At 58.5% G+C, this 24,361-nt stretch carries 9 protein-coding genes, 3 tRNA genes, 3 rRNA genes and 1 pseudogene; 4 read left to right on the forward strand and 12 right to left on the reverse strand.

Annotated features, from left to right (window positions below):
* Nucleotides 1-42: 42 nt before the first annotated feature.
* Entirely contained in the window at nucleotides 43-1,287 is a 1,245-nt protein-coding gene (locus tag WC509_04530) for a helix-turn-helix domain-containing protein (GenBank protein MFA5006714.1), read from the reverse strand.
* Between the two features lie 291 nt (nucleotides 1,288-1,578).
* Here WC509_04530 and WC509_04535 point away from each other — a divergent pair, with 291 nt between their 5' ends.
* Entirely contained in the window at nucleotides 1,579-1,992 is a 414-nt protein-coding gene (locus WC509_04535; GenBank protein MFA5006715.1) for a hypothetical protein, read from the forward strand.
* 103 nt (nucleotides 1,993-2,095) lie between these two features.
* Here WC509_04535 and WC509_04540 read toward each other — a convergent pair whose 3' ends face one another.
* The gene (locus tag WC509_04540) at nucleotides 2,096-8,527 is read right to left on the reverse strand and encodes an InlB B-repeat-containing protein (protein ID MFA5006716.1); all 6,432 of its coding nucleotides are present in this window, start codon (nucleotides 8,525-8,527) and stop codon (nucleotides 2,096-2,098) included.
* A 319-nt stretch (nucleotides 8,528-8,846) separates the two neighbouring features.
* Between WC509_04540 and WC509_04545 the strand changes: the two genes are divergently transcribed.
* Together WC509_04545 and WC509_04550 are read left to right on the forward strand one after the other, a co-directional pair.
* Nucleotides 8,847-11,531 (forward strand): hypothetical protein, encoded by a 2,685-nt coding sequence (locus tag WC509_04545; protein ID MFA5006717.1) that lies wholly within the window; start codon nucleotides 8,847-8,849, stop codon nucleotides 11,529-11,531.
* Nucleotides 11,532-11,533: 2 nt separating this feature from the next.
* Complete coding sequence (locus tag WC509_04550; GenBank protein ID MFA5006718.1) at nucleotides 11,534-13,096, forward strand: hypothetical protein; 1,563 nt, start codon at nucleotides 11,534-11,536, stop codon at nucleotides 13,094-13,096.
* Between the two features lie 402 nt (nucleotides 13,097-13,498).
* Here WC509_04550 and WC509_04555 read toward each other — a convergent pair whose 3' ends face one another.
* On the reverse strand, nucleotides 13,499-14,041 hold the full coding sequence (locus WC509_04555; GenBank protein ID MFA5006719.1) for a type IV toxin-antitoxin system AbiEi family antitoxin: 543 nt from the start codon (nucleotides 14,039-14,041) through the stop codon (nucleotides 13,499-13,501).
* 286 nt (nucleotides 14,042-14,327) lie between these two features.
* Here WC509_04555 and WC509_04560 point away from each other — a divergent pair.
* Nucleotides 14,328-15,544: pseudogene (locus tag WC509_04560) on the forward strand (IS256 family transposase).
* A gap of 211 nt (nucleotides 15,545-15,755) precedes the next feature.
* Here the strand turns inward: WC509_04560 and WC509_04565 are convergent.
* The 9 genes from WC509_04565 to WC509_04605 form a co-directional block, all read right to left on the reverse strand.
* Nucleotides 15,756-15,831: transfer RNA gene (locus WC509_04565), tRNA-Glu, on the reverse strand.
* Between the two features lie 13 nt (nucleotides 15,832-15,844).
* The gene (locus WC509_04570; protein MFA5006720.1) at nucleotides 15,845-17,497 is read right to left on the reverse strand and encodes a glutamate--tRNA ligase family protein; all 1,653 of its coding nucleotides are present in this window, start codon (nucleotides 17,495-17,497) and stop codon (nucleotides 15,845-15,847) included.
* Nucleotides 17,498-17,585: 88 nt separating this feature from the next.
* Complete coding sequence (locus WC509_04575; protein ID MFA5006721.1) at nucleotides 17,586-19,253, reverse strand: metallophosphoesterase; 1,668 nt, start codon at nucleotides 19,251-19,253, stop codon at nucleotides 17,586-17,588.
* Nucleotides 19,254-19,354: 101 nt separating this feature from the next.
* The gene (locus tag WC509_04580; protein MFA5006722.1) at nucleotides 19,355-19,678 is read right to left on the reverse strand and encodes a hypothetical protein; all 324 of its coding nucleotides are present in this window, start codon (nucleotides 19,676-19,678) and stop codon (nucleotides 19,355-19,357) included.
* Nucleotides 19,679-19,806: 128 nt separating this feature from the next.
* Nucleotides 19,807-19,882, reverse strand: a tRNA-Glu gene (locus tag WC509_04585).
* A gap of 3 nt (nucleotides 19,883-19,885) precedes the next feature.
* Nucleotides 19,886-19,962: transfer RNA gene (locus WC509_04590), tRNA-Asn, on the reverse strand.
* 16 nt (nucleotides 19,963-19,978) lie between these two features.
* Nucleotides 19,979-20,086 (reverse strand): 5S ribosomal RNA (gene rrf / locus WC509_04595).
* Between the two features lie 45 nt (nucleotides 20,087-20,131).
* A 23S ribosomal RNA gene (locus tag WC509_04600) occupies nucleotides 20,132-22,965 on the reverse strand.
* A gap of 144 nt (nucleotides 22,966-23,109) precedes the next feature.
* Nucleotides 23,110-24,361, reverse strand: a 16S ribosomal RNA gene (locus WC509_04605); the annotation flags it as partial.

The raw sequence follows: 24,361 nt of genomic DNA on the forward strand, positions 1-24,361 counted from the left end.
CCGCAGAAAAAACCGCTTCCGGCGCGCGGAAGCGGCTTCTCTTCAGTCAAGGGTATAATCGACGAAGTCGACCATGCCGCAGCCGTCGGCGAAGGCGAACGTCCGTGTCTCGCCCCGCAACAGTTCATAGGCGTTCGTCAGCTCGTCGGTTCCGTACGGTCCGCCGACGACGGTCCGTTTCGTCACGACATACGCCTGGAGGGTTTCTTCCTGCGCGACGAAGGCGACGGCATTGTCGGAAGACAGGGATGTTTCCATGACGAGATCGTGGTTCTGGTCGTATTCGAGAACCGTGAAGGAATCGACCGTCGAGACGAATCGGACGTGAATCCGATACGTCACGCGGACGGTCTCGGTCGTCGTCAGTTCCGGTCCGCCGCTTCGGTACGCCCCCTCGTAGGTATACGTGCGCTGCGAATCGAGGTCGACGAGGTCGATCTCGACGATTCCGTCGGATCGGATGAGCCCGATGCGGGCTTCATCCGGAATCTTCAATGGATCGAGATCGATGTATACGTCGATCGTAGCATGGATGTAGAAGCGGTCCTGCGTGGTGGTGACCTCGGTCTCGGCGTTCCACCCGGAACGGTTCTCCGATTGATAACAGAAGCGAACCCCTTCGGTCGCCGCCGTGATCTCGTCCAGGGATGCATACGCGGTCGCCGCGGAAGTCACGAAAACGCCCATCAGTTCGACATCGAGGACCTTGTCGATGACGACGATCGAAAGACCGTTCGACGGATCGGCTTCATACGAGATCTGGACGTTGTCGCCGACGACGAGTTCTTCGATCGCATAAGGGGTTCCGTCCGCATCGATGATATTCCACCCGAAGGAATCGCGGAAGACGTCGATCTCGACTCGGAGGGAATCGTTTTCGAACGCGTACTTCCCGAGTTCGACGTCCGCCTCGGTCACATAGCAGTAGGCGACGATCACCTCGATCTGATCGTCACGGCCGGAAAGGGCGGATAGAAGCACGAACAGCCCCAGTCCGACCGCGACGATGCTCGTGAAGATGGATATCCAGACGAACTTGCGCTTCTTCCGGTTGTCGATCGCTTCGCTTAGGGTGATCGACTTGACGCTTTCATCGTCGAGCAGGTCGTCGACTCCGACCCCGAGGATTTCCGCCAGTCTTTCGACGTCGGCGATGTTGGGAAGCGACTTGCCCATCTCCCATTTGCTGATGAGTTGTCGCGTCACGTAGAGCTTGCTCGCGACATCCTCCTGGGTCATTCCATGTTCTTTCCTGATCCGCTTGATGTTGTCCTGGATCCTGTTCATCGGCATCACCTCGCAAGTATTCTACCAGAAATGATCACGAATGACGCGCAACCGATGCGCAACGACACGTCACATGGCCTCATGGCCGGGGGACGACAGGCGATCCCGTACTGAACCCGACGGCGATGAAGCCGATTCCCGCATCCGATCCATCGCGAAGATTCCGCACCGGTCATTCTGCTCTGCATTCTTGTCATTTCGAGGCGAATTGGGTATAATGTTGTTGTACATGAGGACGGCCGGTCGCCTATGTCGGCCGGCCGTCCATCCCATTCATGCAGGAGGAGCCCCATGACATTCGAATTCACGGAAAATCCGCTTCCGAAGGATCTCTTCGCCAAACGCTTCGACCAGATCGCCGAAGAAAGCCAGGGACGCGTCGTCTTCGGCTACACCCAGTACGACATCGAAGCCAAGTTCACCAACTCCGTCCGCAACTGCCGCATCAGCCACGAAATCTACATCCGCAGCGGGAAGGGCATCAAGTTCAAACTGCCCGTCCTGCGCGTTTCGCACGGCATCATGCCGTACCCGGTGAACGTCAGCTTCGTCGGCGAGATCCTGCGCGACATCAAGCGCAACGATCCGTCGGACGAATGGTGCACCGTGACGATCAACAGCGAGGAAGAACTCCTCGCCTTCCTCGAACGGATCCTCGCCGACCGCGACTTCCGCTCGATCGTGAGCTCCGTCTACAACATGTGACTTCCCCTCGTCTCCCGAACCCGTCCCTTCCGGACGGGTTTTTTTATGCAGAAAAAGGAAGCGTCCGGCCGGACGCTTCCAAAGATGGATGATCGCGGATGCCTCAGGGATGGAGGACCGCGTGCCGTGCGTCCAGGACGATCCAGTCGAACGCCTGGTAGACGTACTGGTAGCCGATCAGGTATCCTTCCACGCGCAGGACGCTCCCGACCAGCGGGTAGATGGCCTCATTGTATTCCTGATAGGTGTTCCCCCAGATCTGGATGTCGTAGGACCCGTCCTCGGGCATGCCTTCCCCGCGGATGTCGAAGGAAGGATACCAGAGGTTCCCGCTGAAGACGAGGGTGCCGGTGATCGAGACGTACTGGTTGAAGGCATCGGGGCAGAGGTAGTCGAGCTCCAGGATGTCTTGGACGGTCATCGGCTTCGGCGCCAGATCCGGCAGTTCCACATGGCCGACGACGTCGATGTCGACGACGTAGTCGAGGATCGGTACGTAATGTTCGTATTCGTACAGGGCGCGCGTCCCCAGAAGGCGGACGACGTCGCCGTCGTTCAGCGGGACGTCCAGCCAGCTCTCATGTCCCGACGCGTCGACGTAGATGCGTCCGGTCTCGTCCGAGAGGATGATCCACCAGTCGTCGAAGTGCCGCTCGACGACGCCCTCGAGGACGTAACGTTCGCCGACGGCGCCCCAGAGCGCCTCGCGCACCGTGACCTGCGGCGCCGGAACCAGATGGATCGTGAAGACGAAGGTGTCCGTGTACTCGACCGGGTTTTCGCCGCTCTCGTCGACGTAGGTCATCGTGCAGACGACGTCGACGTCGATCGCGCCGGCGATCAGGCCGACGATCCCGCCGTTGATCCAGTCGATCGGGAGAGATTCGAAGCCCGACGCAGGGGCGTAGGAAAGAGACACCATGCGGGTCTCGTCGGCGTAGGGGAACGCCCACGAGAGCGCTTCGCCGCCGCCGAAGGTCATCCCGCCGAGCATCGCCGACAGTTTCGATTCGACCACCTTGAGGGTTTCCGCGGGCGAGAGTTCGACGAGCGCAAGTTCGTCGGCGTATCCGCGGAAATCGGCGACCAGGATGTCGTTTCGCACGGTGTCGTCGGAAACGAACAGCTTGAGCCGGACCTCGTCGCCGATCAGCGTTGTGAGGTCCTGGCGCGTGATCGATCCGCCGTCCCAAAGCCCGAAGGCTTCATAACCTCCCTCGGGGAGGTTCTCGCGAAGATAGACCGTCTTTCCTCCGGAGGAGAGCGTGAACATGTCCATGAAGGAGTCGTATCCGAGGATTCCGCGGACGTCCAGATAGGCGGAGAGCGTTCCCGCCGCGACCGCGTAGAGGTCGGCGACGCCGGCGTCGGTCGCAGCCGGGACATGCGTGTCGTAGTGGATTCCGAAGAACCGGAGGTCGTAGGTGAAGCCGGCCTCGCCGTCGATCGTCGTGCGCTTGCCGTAGAGCCAGGTTCCCTGACCGGGCTCAACCCAGCCGTAACAGTCGCCTTCCAGACGATAGACCGACCCCATGGCGTCGATGTAGGAAAAACCCCGTCCGGAATACAGGACGGTGACCGGCAGATAGAACTCGGTGAGGCGATCGTCGAGCGTGAAGAGGTCCGCGAGCGTCCCCATGGCAAAGCCGTTCACGCGGAAGTGGATCGTTCTGGTGGCGACGGCGCCGAGATAGAGGATCCTGAGGATCGCCGTTCCCTCCTGGTCCGTCTCGCAGCCGACGAAGGACAGGGAGTGGGCGATGAAGGCGAAGGTGACGTCGCCTGCGGGCAGGTATTCGACGATCATCTCGGGGAAGAGCGGCCAGGAGTCGACGACCCGAACCCATTCGAAGGCCTCGAAGGTCCTTCCCTCGATGCCGGCGTCGAGGATGTCGAGCATCATCTCCGCGATCGCCTGGGGATCGTCGGTGGTCAGGACGTAGGGAAACCCGTCGGTTGGGATCGTGTCGGTGAAGGAGACCATGACCCTTTCGACGCCGTTCGTCGTGTCGACGCCCGCGAAGAATCCCCGGATCCGGATCGGCAGGCCGATCCCGTAGGCGAGGTCGCCCTCGTCGAAGTAACAGCCCCGGAGGACGATCTCGGTCGTACCGTCGCGAAGGACGTAAAGGTCGTCGTCGGTCCGTCCGAGGACGCCCTCGAGTTCCACGGCGCCGGCGACCCACCACCAGTCCCCGCGGAAGTCGAAGGCTTCCGTCTCGCCCAGCGTCAGGGGTTCGAAAGTATCGCCGTGGAAATCGTCATTCGCGGCGATCTCGTATTCGGTCACGGCGAACTTCCAGCATCCGTTCTGCCGGGTGAGCGATCCGTAACCGATGAACTCCTGACCGACGAGGCCGGCGCCATCGTAGAGCCACATCCCTTCGGGAAGGACGACCCAAAGCTTGGCGAAGCCGTCCGTCACCAGGATCTCCGAACCGACAGGTCCGTCGAAGGCGGACAGGATCGACGCGTCGAGCCAGACCGCCTCGGCACGGAGGTCGGAGAGCAGGATCCCGACGGTCACCCAGTCGGCTTCGGCGGCCGCAGGCATGACCGTCCAGACGAAGTCGAGGACGACCTCCGCGTCGCCGACCGCGACGGTGGCGCGGACGGAGACGTCCGTGGAACCGTTCACGAGGTCGACGAAGCCGGTTTCGAAGTGGATCAGGCCGGCGTTCCCGCCGTAGGCTTCGTAGGCGATGACGCCTTCCAGGTCGGGATGCGACAGCGGCGGAAAAAACCCGCCCGTGTCGCCGGGAACCGGTCCCGCGATCTCGGATTCGATCCAGTCGGCGATCATCGCCGCGACCGCTTCGTCGGTGTAGGTCGGATACTCCATCGGTTCGAGTCCCGTCCAGAAGAGCTGCCAGAGTCCGGCGTCGAGGTCGTAGCCGGAAAGATATCCGGGAATCCGGACTTCGACGGGTCCGTCCGCGAGGATGGCCATCATCTTGAAATAGGTGTAATCGTCGGGAACGCCGACGAGGACGCGGTCGTACCCGCGCACGACCTCGAACCAGCCGCCGTATTCCGACGATTCGCGGAGCAGGCCGCTCAGCGTGACGTGGCGGTTGTAGGACGATTCCGCCGTCGGATCGTTCGCCGCGACGTCGGAAAGTTCCCACGGGGCGTCGGCGATCGCGACGGGATTGTCGCGCGAGAGGATGGCCACCAGGAACCGGTCGTCTTCCGCCCGGACGAGCGTGACGGACGCCGTGCCGTATTCCGAGACCCGCTTGCGGGCGTAGAGGACGATTTCGTCGCCGGCATAGGCGTCGATGTCGTATTCCTCGACCATGATGATCCCGGTTTCGTCCTGGAGGAAAAGAAGATCGGGACGGCGGTAGACGACCAGGCCCCTGACGTAGGCGCCTTCATATTCGTCCGTTCCCTCCAGACCGGCGATCGCGGTATATGCCGGATGGTCGAGCACGGTCTGGTAGACGAACGTCTTCGAGACCGCGCCGACGGTGATGGAGAAGCCGAGCTGGATCGTGACGGGTTCCGCGACGAAGCGGAAGACGCGGGCATCGAAATCATAGAGTTCCGCGAATCCTTCGGGGAAGGTCCACGCGATCGATCCGCCGAGGACCGGATGGTAGGGAAGAAAGGCGAAGCCGTCGAAGGCGGAGAAGGTCCTCCCGGCGTTCGCGCGGGCGAAGAGCGTGCCGATCATGTCGACGCGCTCCTGGTCGGTGTAGTCCGGGATCCGGACGTCGCCGCGCAGGCCTTCGAACCAGAGGGCGACGTTCCCGTCGCCGTCCCCGGCGACGTAACCGCGGATCACGACTTCGAGCGAGGTCATTCCGAAGAGGGACTCCATCCCCGCGCACGTCACGGGGATCACGTCGAGCGACATCGTCGCATCGTCGGTGAGGAGGAAACCGTGGCCTTCGCCCCACGCATCGTCAAAGAGCGGATCGAGGAAGCCGCGAAGCTCCACGTACCGTCCGTAGGTCGTCGGATCGGAAGGATCGAGCGATGCGAATTCCGAGAGGGTCATCGGATCCGCGGAACGGTCCCTCCAGGAAAGGCGCGCAACGACCGAGAGTTCCAGGACATCCTCCATGGACAGGACCGCCCAACCTTGGGAGGCCGTGCGGCGGACCCTCAGGGAAAGCGCGTCGCCCAGGGAGAATTCGTCCGAAGGGATGAAGAACAGTCCGCCGGTGGCGTCCTCGAGGAGGATCGTCCCGTCGTCGGCGATCATCGTCACGATGACCGAGAGGTCGACGATCTCGCCATCGGAGGCGTTCAGGTACGAGGCGATCGTCCCGTCGAGGGCGGGCAGGAGGGTGAAGGTCCAGTTCCAGGAATACGAAGCGGATCCGACGGTCGCGACGACGGGCACGACGACCTCGGTCGGCGCGTCGACGGTTCTGAAGACCCGGGCGGCATCGTCGATGTAGATGCGGTTGTCGTCATTGTAGACATAGGCGTAGGATCCCCAGCCGAAGGGATCGTCGGTAAGGAAGTCGAGCGGCGTCTCCTCGTAGTACGGCCGCCCCGCCATCGCGGTCATCCACCAGTCCGAAAGCATCTCCGCCTTCTTGAGATCGTCGATCGCGGGTTCGACGATCGCGTAGGCGCCGAACCGCCAGGCGCCTTCATGACGCGCGTAGATTGCGTCGATCTCGACATAGCGGTTGAGCCAGAGCGACAGGTCGCCTCCGATCCTCGGATCGAGACGGACCGTCAGGGCGGTGGCCGGGTCGAGCAGCAAAAATCCCTCCGCCGCGGGGCGGACGATTCCGCGGAGGGTCACGCATGCGGAATAGACCGACTTGTCGGGGAAGGCGGATTCCGCGGCGGAAAGCGATTGAAGCGCCGGATCGGGAAGCGGTTGACCGGCGTCGAGGAACGCGGTCGAGGTGACGTGCATGAGCATCGGCACGCCGTTCCAGAAGCGGAGGATCCCGCCGATCCGGTAACGCGAAGCGATCGCGACGGACGCGGCGTCATCCTGGATGAACAGGACGCCGGTGGCGTCGAAGACGTAGTAGCCGACCTGCCCGTCGTTCATTGCGGCGAACGCGACGCCCGTGACCTCGACGTACGTCCACTCGTCGAGCGCCAGGACGTCGGCGATCGATGTCTCCTCGAGATCGGAGGTCCATTTGGCGTAGATCGTCTTCCCGAGATACGGCATCGTCGTGAAGACGTATTCGAACGTCAGTTCGGGATCGACGAACCAGCCGCCGAACTGATAGCCTTCTTTGGTCGGATTGGCCGGACGGACGATCGGAGACTCATAGGGAGCGGAAAGATCCGCGACTTCGGATCCGCCGTTCTCTTCGAACACGATCGTATAGACCAGGGGAATCCACTTCGCATGAAGCGTCGTGTCATGGTCGGGCATGACCCAGGAGGTGTATTCCTCCGTGCAGTCGTCGTCAAGGAACCAGCCGCCGAAGGAATATCCCGTCCTGGTCGGCGGCGTCGGCGGAACGATCGTGCTTTCGACCGGGGCATGGATCGTGTCCACGGGCGTGCCGTCGTTCGAATCGAAAGCGAGGAAGGCGTTTCCGCCGAGCCACATCGCGTACAGGGTGATGTTTTCGGCCGGCATCGTCGAGAACGCGTAGGGAACCGTGAGCGCCTCGTCCCGGTACCATCCGAGGAAGGTGAAGCCGGCACGGATCGGATCCGACGGCCGCGTCACCGGACTCCCGAAGGCGAGCGTGATCGAGCTGATCGACAGGTCGGCGTTCGTCTGAAACGAGATCGTGTAGTCGTTGCGTCCGTAATAGACCTTCAGGACCAGGGACCCGTCCGCGAGGACGGTTCCGGAGAGGACGGCCGACGGATGGTTTTCGTCGATCGAGAAACCGGGGACGGGCGCAAGCGGGGCGACGGCCGTCGATCCGGTGAATCCGAGGATCGTCTCCTCGCCGGTCTTCTCGTACGATCCCGCAAGGGTCTCGAAATGGCGCTCGACGGTGACGGTCACTTCCGCCGCAAGCCATTTCGCGTAGAGCGTCATATTCCCGACGAGCGGCGTCGAGAAATCGTATTCCGACGTCAGGTCGGGATCCGCGTACCAGCCGCCGAAGGAATACCCGGTCTTCGACGGATCCCCGGGACGGGGAGCGACCGTCTCGCCGATGAACAGGGACATCGAGGCGATGTCCGACCCGCCGTCGGACTCGAACGTCACGACCGCGGGATCGAGGGCGATCCAGCGGGCGTAGAGGGTGAAGGTCCAGTCGGTGCGGGGACTCTCGGGATCGAAGGCCGCGGTCAGGTCCGCGTCCTCGAACCAGCCGCCGAAGGAAAACCCGCGGCGGACGGTCACGGGCAGGTTTTCCATCTGCGCGGCGCTGGTGCAGTCCGAGACCGGCGATCCGCCGTTCTCCTCGAACGCGACGAAGAACGCCGCCGTCGTCGTGCCGGTCGTGGTGGTTGCGGTCGTCGTCGAGGTCGTCGTGACGGCCGTCCGGATGGCGGTCGACGTCGTGCCGGGGACCGTCCGGTCGCAGGCGTTCAGCGCGAAAAGCAGGCACATGCCCGCCATGATCCAATGCTTCCTCATGTGTTCATCCTCCGTAGTCCATCCGGCGACAGGGCCGGGTTGTCGTGGTCATGATAAGGTCAGTATACCACCTTCGGGAGGGATTGACTCATCTTTCCGAGGGCAAGGGAATGAAAACCGCGTCAATCGGTCGCGAATCCGGGACGACCCTGCCGGCCGTCATCGCCCTTGTCGACGGCAGAATCGGCCATGACCCTATCTTTTCGGGTAAAAAAGTGATATGATGATTAAAACCGGAAACACATCCGGCGATCGCATCGCCGGCATTCCGACTTCCACAAGAGGTCGTACGAAAGAACATCATTCGGGGGGTTTCACCATGAAAAAACCGTTCGCGAAACCGTGGTTCGTCGGACTGATGGCGATCGGAGCGCTGCTTCTCGTCTTCTTCTCGAACCTGTGGATCCTGTCCCTGCCGCTGCCTTCTCCCTATGAAGACAGCTTCTGGGTGCTTTCCGCCGACTTCATGTCGGGAAGATTCGAAACCATCGTCGCCTTCGTCTTCACGATCCTCTTCTACGTGTCGCTCGTCCCGATCCTCGTTTCCGGCGTCAGCGTGATCAGGAAGAAGAACCGGGGATTCGTGCCCGCGATCATCCTCCTCTTCGCCTTCGAAGCGCTTCTGATCGTCCTGCATGCGGTCATCATCTACCTCTCGACCTTCGCCCTGATCCTCGTCATCGCCAACATCGTCCTCCTCCTGGCCGCGCTGGTCTTCGTCATCCTCCGGAGGAAGATCCTCGCCCATAGCGTCGACGGGAAGCAGGCGGAACGGGAACTCAAGCTGAGCCTGTCGCGGATCCCGCTCGCGGTCCTCGTCATCGACGTCCTCGCCATCCTGATCCAGCTCCTCGTGTTCGCGATCCCGGTCTTTACGATCGGCGCCGACGACGCCGTCGATCCCGCCATCCTGGCGAACGTGCTGTTCGCCGGCGAGACGGACGTCCTGGTGGTCGTCTTCTTCCTGGTCGAGTTCGGGTTCTTCCTGGGATTGATCCTCTTCTTCGCGAAGTGCATCTCCTACTACTTCTACGACAAGGCGGGGTTCGTCCAGAAGTCGAAGACGCTGCTCTCGTACGTCTTCGTCGTCACCCTCGTCTTCTTCCTCGCCGGCCTGGCGATGGTGATCTACCATACGATCAACGGCAATGCCGCGTCGACGGTCGCCTACGTGCCGATGCTTTGCGCGACCGTCGCCGTCTTCGTCTTCTCGATCCTCCTCGGTAAATTCCATTCCCTGAACCATTCCGTGCTGGAGGAAAGCAAGCTCCGCTTCCCGCGGATCGAATCGCTCTTCTACGTCGTCCTGATGACCGCGATCACCGGCGGGATGCAGATGCTGAAGGTGCTCGTCGTCTCGATCCAGTCGGGCGCCTATTCCGATTCGATCGCGATGACCGGGATCGACCTTCTGCGCGACTACGCGAACCTCGATCCCGGGTACCGCATCATCGCCTACGTCATCCTCGTCATGCTCATCTCGTCCGGCGTCTTCCTCGCGGCCGCGATCGCGGGCTACCTCTCCAAGTACCGCCGCTACGATTCGATCGTGCGGTCGGCCGCCATCGTCAACATCTTCTTCATCTTCATGGTCAGCATCTCCGGCTACTACTTCCAGATCGGGCAACAGATCGACCGGGCGGTCATCCTCGACATCTTCGCCTTCTACGGCGTTCCCGCCCCCGGCGGCGTGAACGACTACGTATATACGATCCGATCGGAGGCGATCTACGCGCTCGTCGGCGCCGTCGCCCTGCTCGTGATCATGTTCATCCGCAAGGCGTTCGACCGCGACGACCTGAACATCGCCGCCGTCGCGACGGCGGGCGAGGGCGAAGGTGCGGCCGGCAGCGCGCCGACCGGCGAAGACCGGGGCGAGGAGACGCCGTCCGACTTCGACCCCTGCCCCGCCTTCACCGAACTCGACGGGAAGGCCGAGGCGTTCCGCGAGGATCTCAAGCGCCGGAAGGCATCCAAAACGGAAAATACCACCCTGAACCAGCTCGTGCAGTTCGTCGTCGACTACGCCAGAAATTCCCGGCTCCATCTCTCCTATACGGAGGAAGACATCGCCACCTTCGTCGCCGGGCTCGGGGCGAGCCGGCTCTCGATCCTCCAGGGCATGTCCGGCACCGGCAAGACGAGCCTGCCGAAGATCTTCTCGGAGGCGATCCTCGGGAACTGCGAGATCATCGAGGTCGAATCCTCGTGGAAGGACAAGAACGAACTGCTCGGCTACTACAACGAGTTCTCGATGAGGTACACCCCGAAGAAGTTCACCTTGGCCCTGTACAAGTCCGCATTGAACAAGGAGATCTTCACCTTCGTCCTGCTCGACGAGATGAACCTCTCCCGGATCGAGTACTACTTCTCCGACTTCCTCTCCCTGATGGAACACGAGGAGGACAAGCGCGAACTCAAGCTCCTCAACATCAAGCTCTCCCGCAGGGAACAGGGAGAGGACGTCGACTATCTCGCGCTCGAGGAAGGCCATACGCTCCGGATTCCGCCGAACGTCTGGTTCATCGGCACCGCGAACCGCGACGAATCGACGTTCGTCATCTCCGACAAGGTCTACGACCGCGCGCAGACGATGAACTTCACGAAGCGCGCGGCGAAGGTCCGCAACTACTCCGATCCGATCCCGCAGCAGTACTACGACGACGAGACGATGAACCGCCTCCTCCAGGAAGCGCGGGAGAAGGGGACGTTCGACGCCGAGAACAACGCCCTGATCAAGAGCGTCGAGGCGCTGATGGCGCCCTTCAACATCTCCTTCGGCAACCGCATCCTGAAGCAGATCGAGGACTTCGTCAACATCTACTGCGCCTGCTTCGAAAACGACGACGTCGAACACGAGGCGATCGAGAAGATCCTGCTTTCCAAGGTGGTCGCCAAGCTGGAAGTCAAGACCATCGACGACAAGGAAAAACTCGTCATGGAGTTCGAAAGATTGAAATTGAACCAGTGCGTCGATTTCATCAAGCGCCTTGACGGCGAGTGACCATGGGCAACCTGTACGGCGGCATCAGCCTCGACGACTACTTCCGGTTCTCCTCCCTCCTGAAGGGCATCCAGGCGTTCGTCGGAAAGCACGGGACGGTCACCTACATCGAGTTCGACTACTTCGTCGTGCATGACATGACGCTCTTTTCGGTCGACCCGGACTTCGATTTCGCAAAGCTCAGGAAGACCATCGCCCAGATCAGGAAGGCCGCGCCGGCGATGAAGCGGATCTTCAGTAAGCCGATCATCGTCCTCAAGGATTCGGACGACGTCCTGCCGGTCGAGAACACCCGCATCATCAACCAGGCCACCCTCCTCCACCTCGCCAACCACAGCCACAACGTCGCGAACCTGACCTCCCGGGGCGTCAAGCCCCGGAAACTCCTCACGCGCATCTACGAGGACGACTACGGCATCTACGAGAACGTCGTCTTCTGCAACTTCGTCGACGAGGTCCTGTCGCTCGTCAAGAAGAACGCGCGGACCCTGAACAGCCTCCTTTACGCCAGTAACGTGATGAAGTTCAACCTCCTCGAGAAGGTGAACCACCTCGACTACTTCCTCGCGCTCGGGAAGCTCCATACCGGCTACATCCGCGACTTCTTCCAGTACTTCAGCCTCTCCAAGGAACTGCTCGTCGAGCTGTCCTCGATCAGAAACGTGATCCAGCCGCGGCTGGCGAGACCGGTCTACAGGAAGAACCCCGTCCGGAACCCGAAGCTCCACCTCAAGAAGACCAACATCTTTCTGATGCAGAAGGATTACCATCTGGTCTACAGGACCTACAAGTACCTGCAGCAGCACGACCTCGTCCAGAGGGAAGAAGGCGAGTCCGTCGACTTCGCGCAGCTGATCCAGGACTACCTCACCTATGTCCGGATCCTCACCGTCTTCGCCGTCGGCCACTTCAACTTCGCGATCGACAAGGACGCGAAGATGAACCTGCAGTACATGAACTCGACCTTCTCCTTCAAGGGCTGGAAGCTGGTCGTCTTCAACACCCACGAGAACGAGCTCATCCTCCAGTTCGCGAAGGACGTCACGTACCGGATCATGATCGTCGCCAGCACGACCGACGAGGCCGACTTCGACCGGTTCCGGACCGATTACGGCGTCGACGAGATCGTCGTCGCCAACCCCTTCGACGAGGACTATCCGGCGCGCGACGACGTCTTCGTCTCGATGGAGGACGTCGACTCGTTCCGCCGGATCCAGCAGATCCTCCTCCGGGGGATGGTGTATTCCGACCGGAAGCGGGACGTCTGTCCGTTCTGCGGCGGCAAGCTCCACAAGGATCCCTATCGCGAGGTCCATCAGTGCAACGACTGCATGACGCAGATCGTTTCGGCCGTCTGTCCCGATACGGGCAAGCCGTTCTTCTATACCGACAACGCCCATCTCAAGAAATACGCCCTCAACATCTCCGACTACAAGCAGGACGAATACTGGTACTACAAGAAGCAGGTCGAGTCGTCGATGTTCTTTAGGAACATCACGAAGATCGACCACAAGTCCGACATCCTCTGCCCCCACTGCGGGAAGACCCACTTCGAGTCGCACTGATCGAATCGATGCATCCACCTCATCGCCCATCATGAAAACAAGGAGAATCCCGACGGAGGATTCTCCTTGTTCATCATGGCCGCTGTCATCCTTCCGATGGATCCGGAACCCCCGACGCGTCAACCGAGGAAATCGAGGATCGCCCGGGCGACGAGGTCCCGTCCTGCAAGATGGAAGGGACGGGATCGTTGTCTTGCGTCCGATCAGCCATCAAAGTCACCGGACCCGCCTCGGCTCCTGGCGGGTCATCATCGGTGTCGCCGCGACAGTCTCCGTGACCTTCAGGAAGAAATGGAAACAGCCGAAGTTGGTCCTGGCAGACGCGGATTCTTGCTTCTTCCACACTCATGCGGCGATGTTCCTGATAAGCCTAGACCAGATTTCAGCAGCATTGATATCCTCCTACATGATCGAATTTCGTACTGTATTTATAATCTTCCCATATGATTTGAATTTCCTGGCATATTTGGTTAACTTTGAAAAATCCATTTTGTCCGCGATTTCCCGAAAATTCTTGAGGACATGGAAATACTCTTCAAATGGCATCTTGGTTTGATAACGGATCAATTCGATCAGGGACCGCTCCAGATCATAAACCTTGATCGTATGATCGTCTTGTTTGACCTCCATGATTCCGACATCATAGTAGTCTTTGGTCAGAAAGTATTGTTTGACGTTCGGCCTTTCGATCGGATATGCGTTTTTGGGGGTGGCGACGTGAATGCGATCAGGAACGTAGTCGGATACGTGATGATAATAGAATGCCGACGCCAACGTCAGAACGATGTGATCGTACTTGACGAACAACTCTGCCGTTTCATCGGCGTTGGCGTCAAACGCGTACACTCCCGGCCTGATCTTGAATATGCTTCCTGTAATGATCGCTTTTTTCAGTTGATAATCACTGCCGTATTTGGCGACAGCTTCGGGATATGAGAGCAACATCATCTCCACCTCCACTCTTATATTAATGTATTTCTATGCTTTTGTCAATCATTAGCATAGATTTACTTAATTCGAGGTAATCACGAGCATTGATTTGGTGATCTTTGGAGACTGTACAATATCTTGTGTAAATGTGTTTTTGATCGGCGTCGCCGTCTTGGCATAAAAAAAACAATAAAAGCCAGAAGTTTTTGTCAATCACTTCTGACTTTAGTATACGAAAAGAGAAATCCTTTGTGTATCATGGGTTTGCCGATTCACCATACACAAGGAGGATTTCCCATGCATGATTTTTACCACGAAATTGATCCGTTGTCTCGCAAATGGCGAGAAAATGGAAGAATCCATCCAAGAATTGTTTCGTTTCGAGCTTGAAACTGCCGTGAATGAACTTCTCAAGCTCGAATGGCCCGGATTTCTGAATTGCGAAAAGCATGATCGGAGCGGGTTCAACTCCGGAAACAGCCGGAACGGCTATTACGAACGCAAGATGAATACCGTCCATGGCGAACTGAACCTGGTCATCCCGAGAGATCGGAACGGCGAATTCGAATCCCCGGTCGTCCCCAAGTATGGACGACGCGATACCGGTACCGAAGATCTCATTCCGAAGTTGTTTCAGAGCGGCTTGACGAATACGGAGATTTCCGAGATCGTCGAACTGCTCTATGCGAAGAAATACAGTCGCGGAACCATCTCAAACATCACGGACCTCGTCTCCGTGAACGTCGAGGCATTCCGGAAACGTCCGCTTTCCGAAGAATATGCGGTCATCTACTTGGATGCGACCTATGTCCCGCTGCGGCGGGACACGGTTCTGAAAGAAGCGATCCACATCGTGCTCGGAATCACGATGGACGGTACGAAGGAGATGCTCGGCTACGCCGTCGCTCCGTGCGAGTCCGCCAGCGTGTGTGAAGGCTTGCTGGCGGATATCCAGTCAAGAGGCGTGAAGCGACCGTTGCTCTTCGTAACGGACGGCCTCAAGGGCATCGAGGAGACGATCCTGCGCTTCTATCCCCAAGCCGGTGTCCAACGCTGCCATGTCCACGTCATGCGGAATATCGCCTGCCACGTTCGCGTGAGAGACCGGGCGGAAATCCTCGGTGATTTCAAACGGATCCACAAGCAGGATTCGGCCCTTGCGGCCGCATCCGTCCTGGATGCGTTCGTGTCCAAGTGGATGAAAGTCTATCCCAAGATCATCGAGTCGATTCTCGAGAATCGTTCTCTTCTGATGTTCTACGACTGTCCTGCTGACATCCGTTCCTCGTCTATTCGACGAATCTGATCGAGAATTCCAATAAGCATCTCAAACGGGATCTCAAGGCGAAGATCCGGTTTCCCTCCGAAGAGTCGATGGACAGGTTCCTCGTCTCTCGCATCGAGTCCTACAACTTCCGCATGGGGAAGAAAGCCCACCGCGGATTTGATTCAGTTCGGGGAGAACTGAACCAAATCATGGAACGAAAGTACAAAGCCGAAACAATACAAAGCAACTGAATGGCAAAGGATCAAAGTACACAGTGATTCGAATTCTTGATGTCAATCCATTTATCCAAGATTCTTGACAGTACCCAGAGGAAATCTATCGGTCCTATACAATCCATATCACTCTCAAATAAATGATGATATGAATACACCGTTATCTTTGAACGAACTATAAAAAAGACATATTTGCTTGGTTTCCCAATCAATATGTCTAGGTTTCATCTGGTAGCCCGTACGGGGTTCGAACCCGTGAGTGTCGCCTTGAGAGGGCGATGAGTTAACCATTTCTCCAACGGGCCACTTGCGACCGCCCTACAGGAGGGCGATCGTTCTGGCGATTCTTTCTCTGACCTTCGCTTCTCCCAGGATCGTGAGGATCCGGTAGAAGTTCGGGGTGTTCTTGCGGCCGGAGACGGCGATGCGGATGATCTCCGCGAAGTCGCCGATGTGGCCGAGGTACGCTTCCCTGTCCTTCTTGTATTCCTTGGCCGAGGGGGCGAAGCCGCAGCCGGCCGCGACACTCTTCAGCCGGGCGAACCATTCTTCTTCCGGAAGGGAGAGGAAGGGATCGTTCCGATAGGTGGCGAGGACTTTCCGGATCGTTTCCTTCGCGATCGTCTCGTTCCACGGGAGCGGCGCCGAGAGCGATCGGTTGAAGGCGGGTTCGTACATGAAGTCGACGATCGGCCAGATGTCCGAGTAGCGGACGTAGTCCTTGCGGGGCTTCTCGCCGCCGCGCTCGATCGCCATGATCGCCTTGAAGTAATCCTCGTCCGAGGAGATCGCCGAGGCGATCTCGGGACGGTACTTCGTCGCCCACTTCAGGGCTTCTTCGGTGATTTCCGCGGCGGTCATCGAGCCGAGGATCTCCTTCGAGATCGAGTTCACCTTCTCGAGGTCGAAGAGGGCGCCGTCGAGGGTCATCTTCTCGTAACTGAGCTTGAACTCGAACTTGTCGGCGGTCGGGTTCTTGATCCGCCACTCCTCGAAGTTGGTGTTCGCGATCGTCATCAGGTATTCGAGGAATCCGTCGATCGGGTATCCCGCCTCGAGGAAGTAGGAGACCGCGGCCTCGGGGTCCTTGCGCTTACTCAGTTTCCGCCGCTTCCCGTCCTCGAGCTTCATGATCACGGGCAGGTGTGCGTACCGGAGACGGGGCCATCCCATCGCCTCGAAGAGCTGGACGTGGATCGGCAGCGAAGGCAGCCATTCCTCGCCGCGCGTCACGTGCGTGGTGCGCATGAAGTGGTCGTCGACGAGATGGGCGAAGTGATAGGTCGGAAGACCGTCGGATTTCATGATCACGAGGTCCTGGTCGTTTTCGGTGAGTTCGAGGGTGCCGCGGATGAGGTCGGCGACGACGACCTTCCCGTCGTGGGATCCCGGCGACCTGAAGCGCATCACGTAGGGTTCCCCGGCCTTGATCCGTTCGATCGCGGCTTCGGGAGCGATGTTCCGGCAGGTGGCGTATTCCCCCCAGTAGCCCGGGTTGACCTTCAGCTCTTCCTGCTTCTTCCGCATCGCGTCGAGGTCCTCGTGCGTGCAGAAGCACGGATAGGCTTTCCCCCGTTCCACGAGATCCTTGATGACGGCGTCGTAGAGCGGCTTGCGTTCGCTCTGGACGTAGGGGGCGTAGGGACCGCCCTTGACGAAGTCCTCGTCCGGTTCGACGCCGAACGTGGAGAGTTCCCTGAGCACTTGGTCGCCGGTCCCCTGGATCTCGCGCTTGGTGTCGGTATCCTCGAGTCTCACGAAGAAGATGCCGTTCGACTGGGCCGCGAGCCGTTTCGAGATGAGGGAGGCGAAGAGCGAGCCGGTATGGAGGAACCCCGTCGGCGACGGCGCGAAGCGCGTCACCATCGCGCCGTCCGGAAGGTTCCGGGGCGGATAGCGTTTCTCGAGGTCGGCGACCGTGTCGCGGACGCTCGGGAAGATGATGCTGGCCAGAGCTTTGTTGGCGTCCATCGCGGTCACCTCGCTTTTTTCGTCTTGTTATATTATATCATAACGACATCCACAATGCACAAGAAAATGATGTCGGAAACGCGCATTTTCAATCGGTTTCGACGAGGTAGGAGGTCACCTGAGCACCGGTGAACGGGTCGGTCAGGACGACCTCGGTCCCCTGCGAATTCAAGTAGCTCGAGATCGCCGTCCCGGGTCCCGGACGGTAGACGGTATGGAGTCCGGTATAGGCGCCGCCGAAGAGGCGTTCCTTTTTTGCGTAGTCCTGGACGTCGCTTCGCCGCGCCGCGACGAAGTTCGTGAAGTCCGCGTCGGTGCGGTATCCGGCGGCGATGCGGGTCGTGCCGTAGGCGGGGACGAAGGAGAGCGGATGGTCCGCTCCCGACGCCGTGTCCGGCGTCAGCGCGTAGAGTTCGTGGAGGTGTCCCGAGAAGACCATGTCGACCCCGAGGTCGTTCAAGAGACCGGTCCATTCCGTCTTGACGTCCGCTAGGAATCCGTTCGCTTCGACGAGCGCGATCGGCATGTGGCACACCGCGACGCGGAAATCAATGGCCGGATCGGAGAACGCGTCTTCGGCCACCAGGTCCTCGAGGTATGCGGTCTGTTCCGCGCGATACGTCCCGTAGTCGGCGGTGCCGTAGAACTCCCACCAGTCGTCCGCATGGTCCTCGCCGAGGTCGAGGACGACGCCGGCGATGCCGGAGAGGAAGAACGTGTAGTAGAAATCGCCCGTCGCGGAGGCGCCGACGTAGCGATGGAGGCGATCGGCGACGACGCCCTTGACGTCGTGGTTCCCCCGTGCGAAGACGACCGGGATCCGCCCTGCGGCGACGTCCCAGGCGAGCTTCCCGATGAATTCGAGGTCTTCGACCGACTCGTAGGTCGAGGAGATGTCGCCGGCGAGGACGAGGAGCTCGAGGTCCTCGGCGCTCCTGGCGGCCTTCACGGCGGCGCTTCGCCACTCGTGGACGTCGGAGAGGGTGAACTGCGCGATCTCGCCGTCGGAGGAGTCGACGGGATCGAAGGCATACGTTTTCGACACGGTCGCGCCGGCGACGCCGGAGTAGGGACCGCGGTAGAGGTAGTGCGTCGAGGAGATCTCGTAGGATCCGGCGGAATCAAGGACGGCCATCGGCACCGAGACCTTGTGGACCGTCTCCTCGGAGCGGAGCGACCCGGCGTATTCGTCGCCGTAGACGACGCCCCCGACCGTGACCGTGCCGGTCGCGGACGACGAGGTCGACCAGACGATCTGGTACTCGCGATCGACGGCGTAGACCGTCGGCTGCACCTTCAGGAACGGATAGGACAGATTGAACGAGATCAGGACGACGATGGTCGCGAAGAAGCCGTAGAGCGCGCGGCGGTACCAGCGTTTCCGAGCGCACGAGGACTTCGGGTACCGTTCGACGAAGAGCCAGCCGGCGATCAGGAAGACGGCCGTCGTCAGGATGTCGCCGAAGGCGCGGGCGAAATACTTGAAGGACCCGATCCCGAGGTAGAACATGTATCCGAGGACGATCGTAAGGACGACGGAGAGCCCGCCGAGGACGTCGGCGGCGACCGTCTTCTTCTTCAGGATGACGAGCACCGCCCGGGCGACGGCGATCAAAAGCAGAAGGAAGAACAGGAAGACCGCGAGCCAGGGAACGCCGGTCATCCCGCGGATGCCGGACCAGATGCTCTTCATGGAGAGATAGACGGCGAAGTCGAGGACGGATAGGATCAGGAAGGCCTTGGAGCGCTTGTTCATCGGGGCACCTCGCGAAGATGGAGCGTACACCGTCATTATACCCCATCCGTACGATTTCCGGACATGAAAAAAGAGGGAGCGGTGCTCCCCCTCGTGATGCGCTACTTCAGTGCGGCCGCGATCGCGTTCCGGATCGCGACGCAGTTCTTCTCGTTCTGACCGCCGTCGAAGATGACCATCGAGCGGTTGCACTGCGAGCGGATCGCCACGTGGACGGACCCGCCCTCGTGGTCGTGGAAGACCACCAGGGCCTTGAAGCCGTCCTTCCAGACGGTGGTCGGCTGGACGTAGATCATCCGGGTCTCCTCGGGCTGCTCGAAGTCGAGCGTCATCTTCCCGATCGTCTTGACCTGGGACACTTTCGCATAGATCTCCTTCGCGGTCCGGCCCGCGAGGTCGTATTCCATCGTGAACGAATTCGGCATGGCTTCATTCCCCCTTCTTGATTCCAGTTCCATTATGGCGCGCGATCGCCGCGTCGTCAAGGAGGGGGGATGCTTTTATGTTCGAACGAAAGAAAAAACACGCCGGAAGCCGACGTGTTCATGTGCGCTGGTGACTCGTGCGGGATTCGAACCCGCGAATGCATGCGTGAAAGGCATGTGAGTTAACCGTTTCTCCAACGAGCCGTTTGGCGCCCCAACTAGGACTCGAACCTAGGACCCCATGATTAACAGTCATGTGCTCTAACCAACTGAGCTACTGAGGCTGAAAAAAAGAAAGAAGCCTGGCAACGTCCTACTCTCGCACAACGTACTACAATCGGCGCTGAAGTGCTTAACTTCCGTGTTCGGTATGGGAACGGGTGTGTCCACTTCGCCATCGTCACCAGACGATCTTTCAAAACTGGATATACTGTATTGGTTTTTTCAACCTGCAAAGTTAAGTCCTCGACCGATTAGTACCGGTCCGCTGAACACGTCACCGTGCTTACACTCCCGGCCTATCAACCTCATCATCTCTAAGGGGTCTTACTCTTGCGATGGGAAATCTCATCTTAAGGGGGGCTTCACGCTTAGATGCTTTCAGCGTTTATCCCTTCCGCACGTAGCTACCCAGCTATGGCCTTGGCAGGCCAACTGGTGCACCAGTGGTACGTCCATCCCGGTCCTCTCGTACTAAGGACAGCTCCCTTCAAATTTCCAACGCCCACGACAGATAGAGACCGAACTGTCTCACGACGTTCTGAACCCAGCTCACGTACCGCTTTAATGGGCGAACAGCCCAACCCTTGGAACCGACTCCAGCTCCAGGATGCGATGAGCCGACATCGAGGTGCCAAACGACTTCGTCGATGTGTACTCTTGGAAGTCATCAGCCTGTTATCCCCAGGGTAACTTTTATCCGTTGATTGATGGCCCTTCCATTCGGAACCACCAGTTCACTATGACCGACTTTCGTCTCTGCTCGACATGTCCGTCTCGCAGTCAAGCTGGCTTCTGCCATTACACTCTGCGAATGATTTCCAACCATTCTGAGCCAACCTTTGTGCGCCTCCGTTACTCTTTGGGAGGCGACCGCCCCAGTCAAACTGCCCACCAGACACTGTCCCCCGGATTGCACATCCGCAGGTTAGATACTCAGAAACCAAAGGGTGGTATCCCAACGTCGGCTCCACCGAGACTTACATCCCGGCTTCTCTGCCTCCCACCTATCCTGTACATTGGTTGCCGAATATCAATATCAAGCTACAGTAAAGCTCCATGGGGTCTTTTCGTCTAATCGCGGGTAACCTGCATCTTCACAGGTAGTAAAATTTCACCGAGTCCATTGTTGAGACAGTGCCCAAGTCATTACACCATTCGTGCGGGACAGAACTTACCTGTCAAGGAATTTCGCTACCTTAGGACCGTTATAGTTACGGCCGCCGTTCACTGGGGCTTCGACTCAACGCTTCGCTTGCGCTGACGTCTCCTCTTAACCTTCCAGCACTGGGCAGGTGTCACCCCATATACGTCACCTTGCGGTTTAGCATAGAGCTGTGTTTTTGGTAAACAGTTGCTTGGGCCGCTTCTCTGCGGCTTCAATCTCTTGAAGCTCCCCTTGTCGCGAACTTACGGGGTCAATTTGCCGAGTTCCTTAACAATGGTTATCTCGCGCGTCTTTAGATTCTCTCCTCGCCCACCTGTGTCGGTTTGCGGTACAGGCTCTCGCATGATTAACCTTAGAAGCTTTTCTTGGAAGCGTAGATTCGTCGAGCTTGCGTTGTCAGCGCTCGGGCTCGCGCGGACCGGATTTGCCTGATCCACACCCTTGCCACCTTCAACCGACATCCATTCGTCGGCCCCGACTATCTTTCTCCGTCACTCCATCAGTCATCCGAGAGGTACAGGAATATCAACCTGTTCTCCATCAGCTACGCTTTTCAGCCTCACCTTAGGTCCTGACTAACCCAGGGCGGACGAACCTTCCCCTGGAAACCTCGGGCTTTTGACGGACGGGATTCTCACCCGTCTTATCGTTACTTATACCGGCATACTCACTTCCAAGCGCTCCACCGGTCCTCTCGGTCCGGCTTCGATGCCCTTGGAACGCTCACCTACCAATCAGCTTGCGCTGATTCCGCAGTTTCGGTATCATACTTAGCCCCGGTACATTTTCGGCGCGGGCCTACTCGACTAGTGAGCTGTTACGCACTCTTTAAAGGGTGGCTGCTTCTAAGCCAACCTCCTAGCTGTTTGGGCGGACCTACATCCTTTCCCACTTAGTATGAATTTCGGGACCTTAACTGGCGATCTGGGCTGTTTCCCTTTTGACCACGAAACTTATCTCCCGTAGTCTGACTGCCGGGCGCGTTCATCGGTATTCAGAGTTTGATTGTATTCAGTACCCCTTGATGGAGCCATCAGACATTCAGTGCTTTACCCCCGACAAACTTCTTGCCCGACGCTAGCCCTAAAGCTATTTCGGTGAGAACCAGCTATCTCCTAACTCGATTGGAATTTCTCCCCTAGACACAAATCATCCGAGCCCTTTTCAACGAACATCGGTTCGGTCCTCCATCAGGTTTTACCCTGACTTCAACCTGCTCATGTCTAGCTCGTCAGGTTTCGGGTCTATAGCGTTGTACTTCCCGCCCTATTCAGACTCGCTTTCGCTCCGGCTCCGGCCCTTCAGCCTTAACCTCGCACAACACCATAACTCGCCGGTTCATTCTACAAAAGGCACGCCATCACCCATTAACGGGCTTTGACTTGTTGTAAGCATGAGGTTTCAGGTTCTCTTTCACTCCCCTCCCGGGGTTCTTTTCACCTTTCCCTCACGGTACTGGTTCACTATCGGTCACTAGGTAGTATTTAGCCTTGGGAGATGGTCCTCCCATTTTCCGACAAGGTTCCACTTGCCTCGCCGTACTCTTCGTCGCCGGAGTCCGTTCGATTTCGCTTACGGGACTTTCACCCTCTTCGGTCCGCTCTTCCAATGCGGTTCTGCTATCAACCGGTTTTGTAACTCCTGATGGCGACTGGGCTGGTCCCCTTTCGCTCGCCGCTACTCGGGGAATCGCTCTTGCTTTCTTTTCCTGCGGGTACTAAGATGTTTCAATTCTCCGCGTTCCCTCTATTCGTGGCAGTCTTCTACTGCCGGGTTGCCCCATTCGGAAATCTCCGGATCTCTGCTTACTTACAGCTCCCCGAAGCTTATCGTAGTTCGTCACGTCCTTCATCGGCTCCTAGTGCCTAGGCATTCACCTCATGCTCTTGTTTCCTTAACTTTGCTACAGTATTATCCACTTTTCAAAGACCTTCTTTTTGAGTAAACCATGATCGGTCCCTCAAAACCGAATATAAGCAAATCTTCCAGCGAACCGCGAGTCGTCTCTTCTCGCGTCTGTCTTCCTTGGAATTTTACTCCCTAGAAAGGAGGTGATCCATCCCCACGTTCCCGTAGGGATACCTTGTTACGACTTAACCCCAATCAATGGTCCCACCTTAGACGGCTCCCTCCCTTTCGGGTTCGGCCACCGGCTTCGGGTGTTACAATCTCTCATGGTTTGACGGGCGGTGTGTACAAAACCCGGGAACGTATTCACCGCGATCTGCTGACTCGCGATTACTAGCGATTCCGCCTTCATGAAGGCGGGTTGCAGCCTTCAATCTGAACTGAGACCGGCTTTTTGAGGTTTGCTCCATGTCGCCACTTCGCTTCTCTTTGTACCGGCCATTGTAGTACGTTTGTAGCCCAAGTCATAAAGGGCATGATGATTTGACGTCATCCCCACCTTCCTCCAGCTTGTCGCTGGCAGTCTCATTAGAGTCCTCAACTGAATGGTAGTAACTAACAATGAGGGTTGCGCTCGTTGCGGGACTTAACCCAACACCTCACGGCACGAGCTGACGACAACCATGCACCACCTGTATCCGTTGCCCGAAGGAGGGCACATCTCTGCACCTGTCAACGGTATGTCAAGACTTGGTAAGGTTCTTCGTGTACCTTCGAATTAAACAACATACTCCACCGCTTGTGCGGGTTCCCGTCAATTCCTTTGAGTTTCAGTCTTGCGACCGTACTACCCAGGCGGAGAACTTAATGCGTTAACTTCAGCACTGACTTGCGCCAACACTTAGTTCTCATCGTTTACGGCGTGGACTACCAGGGTATCTAATCCTGTTTGCTCCCCACGCTTTCGTGTCTCAGCGTCAATTCCGGCCCAGCAGGTTGCCTTCGCCATTGGTGTTCCTCCATATATCTACGCATTCCACCGCTACACATGGAATTCCACCTGCCTCTACCGTATTCAAGTCCGTCGGTTTCAAACGCCCTACACAGTTGAGCTGTGATATTTTACGCCTGACCTCTCGAACCGCCTACACACGCTTTACGCCCAATAAATCCGGATAACGCTCGCCCCCTACGTATTACCGCGGCTGCTGGCACGTAGTTGGCCGGGGCTTTCTCATCGGGTACCGTCAGCCACAACCCATTTCCTGATCGTGGTGTTCTTTCCCGATAACAGAATTTTACAATCCGAAGACCTTCTTCATTCACGCGGCATTGCTCGGTCAGGGTTCCCCCCATTGCCGAAAATTCCCTACTGCTGCCTCCCGTAGGAGTCTGGGCCGTGTCTCAGTCCCAGTGTGGCTGTTCCGCCTCTCAGCGCAGCTACGCAT

The sequence above is a fragment of the Candidatus Izemoplasmatales bacterium genome, from assembly GCA_041649275.1.
Taxonomy (GTDB): Bacteria; Bacillota_I; Bacilli_A; order Izemoplasmatales; family Hujiaoplasmataceae; genus UBA12489.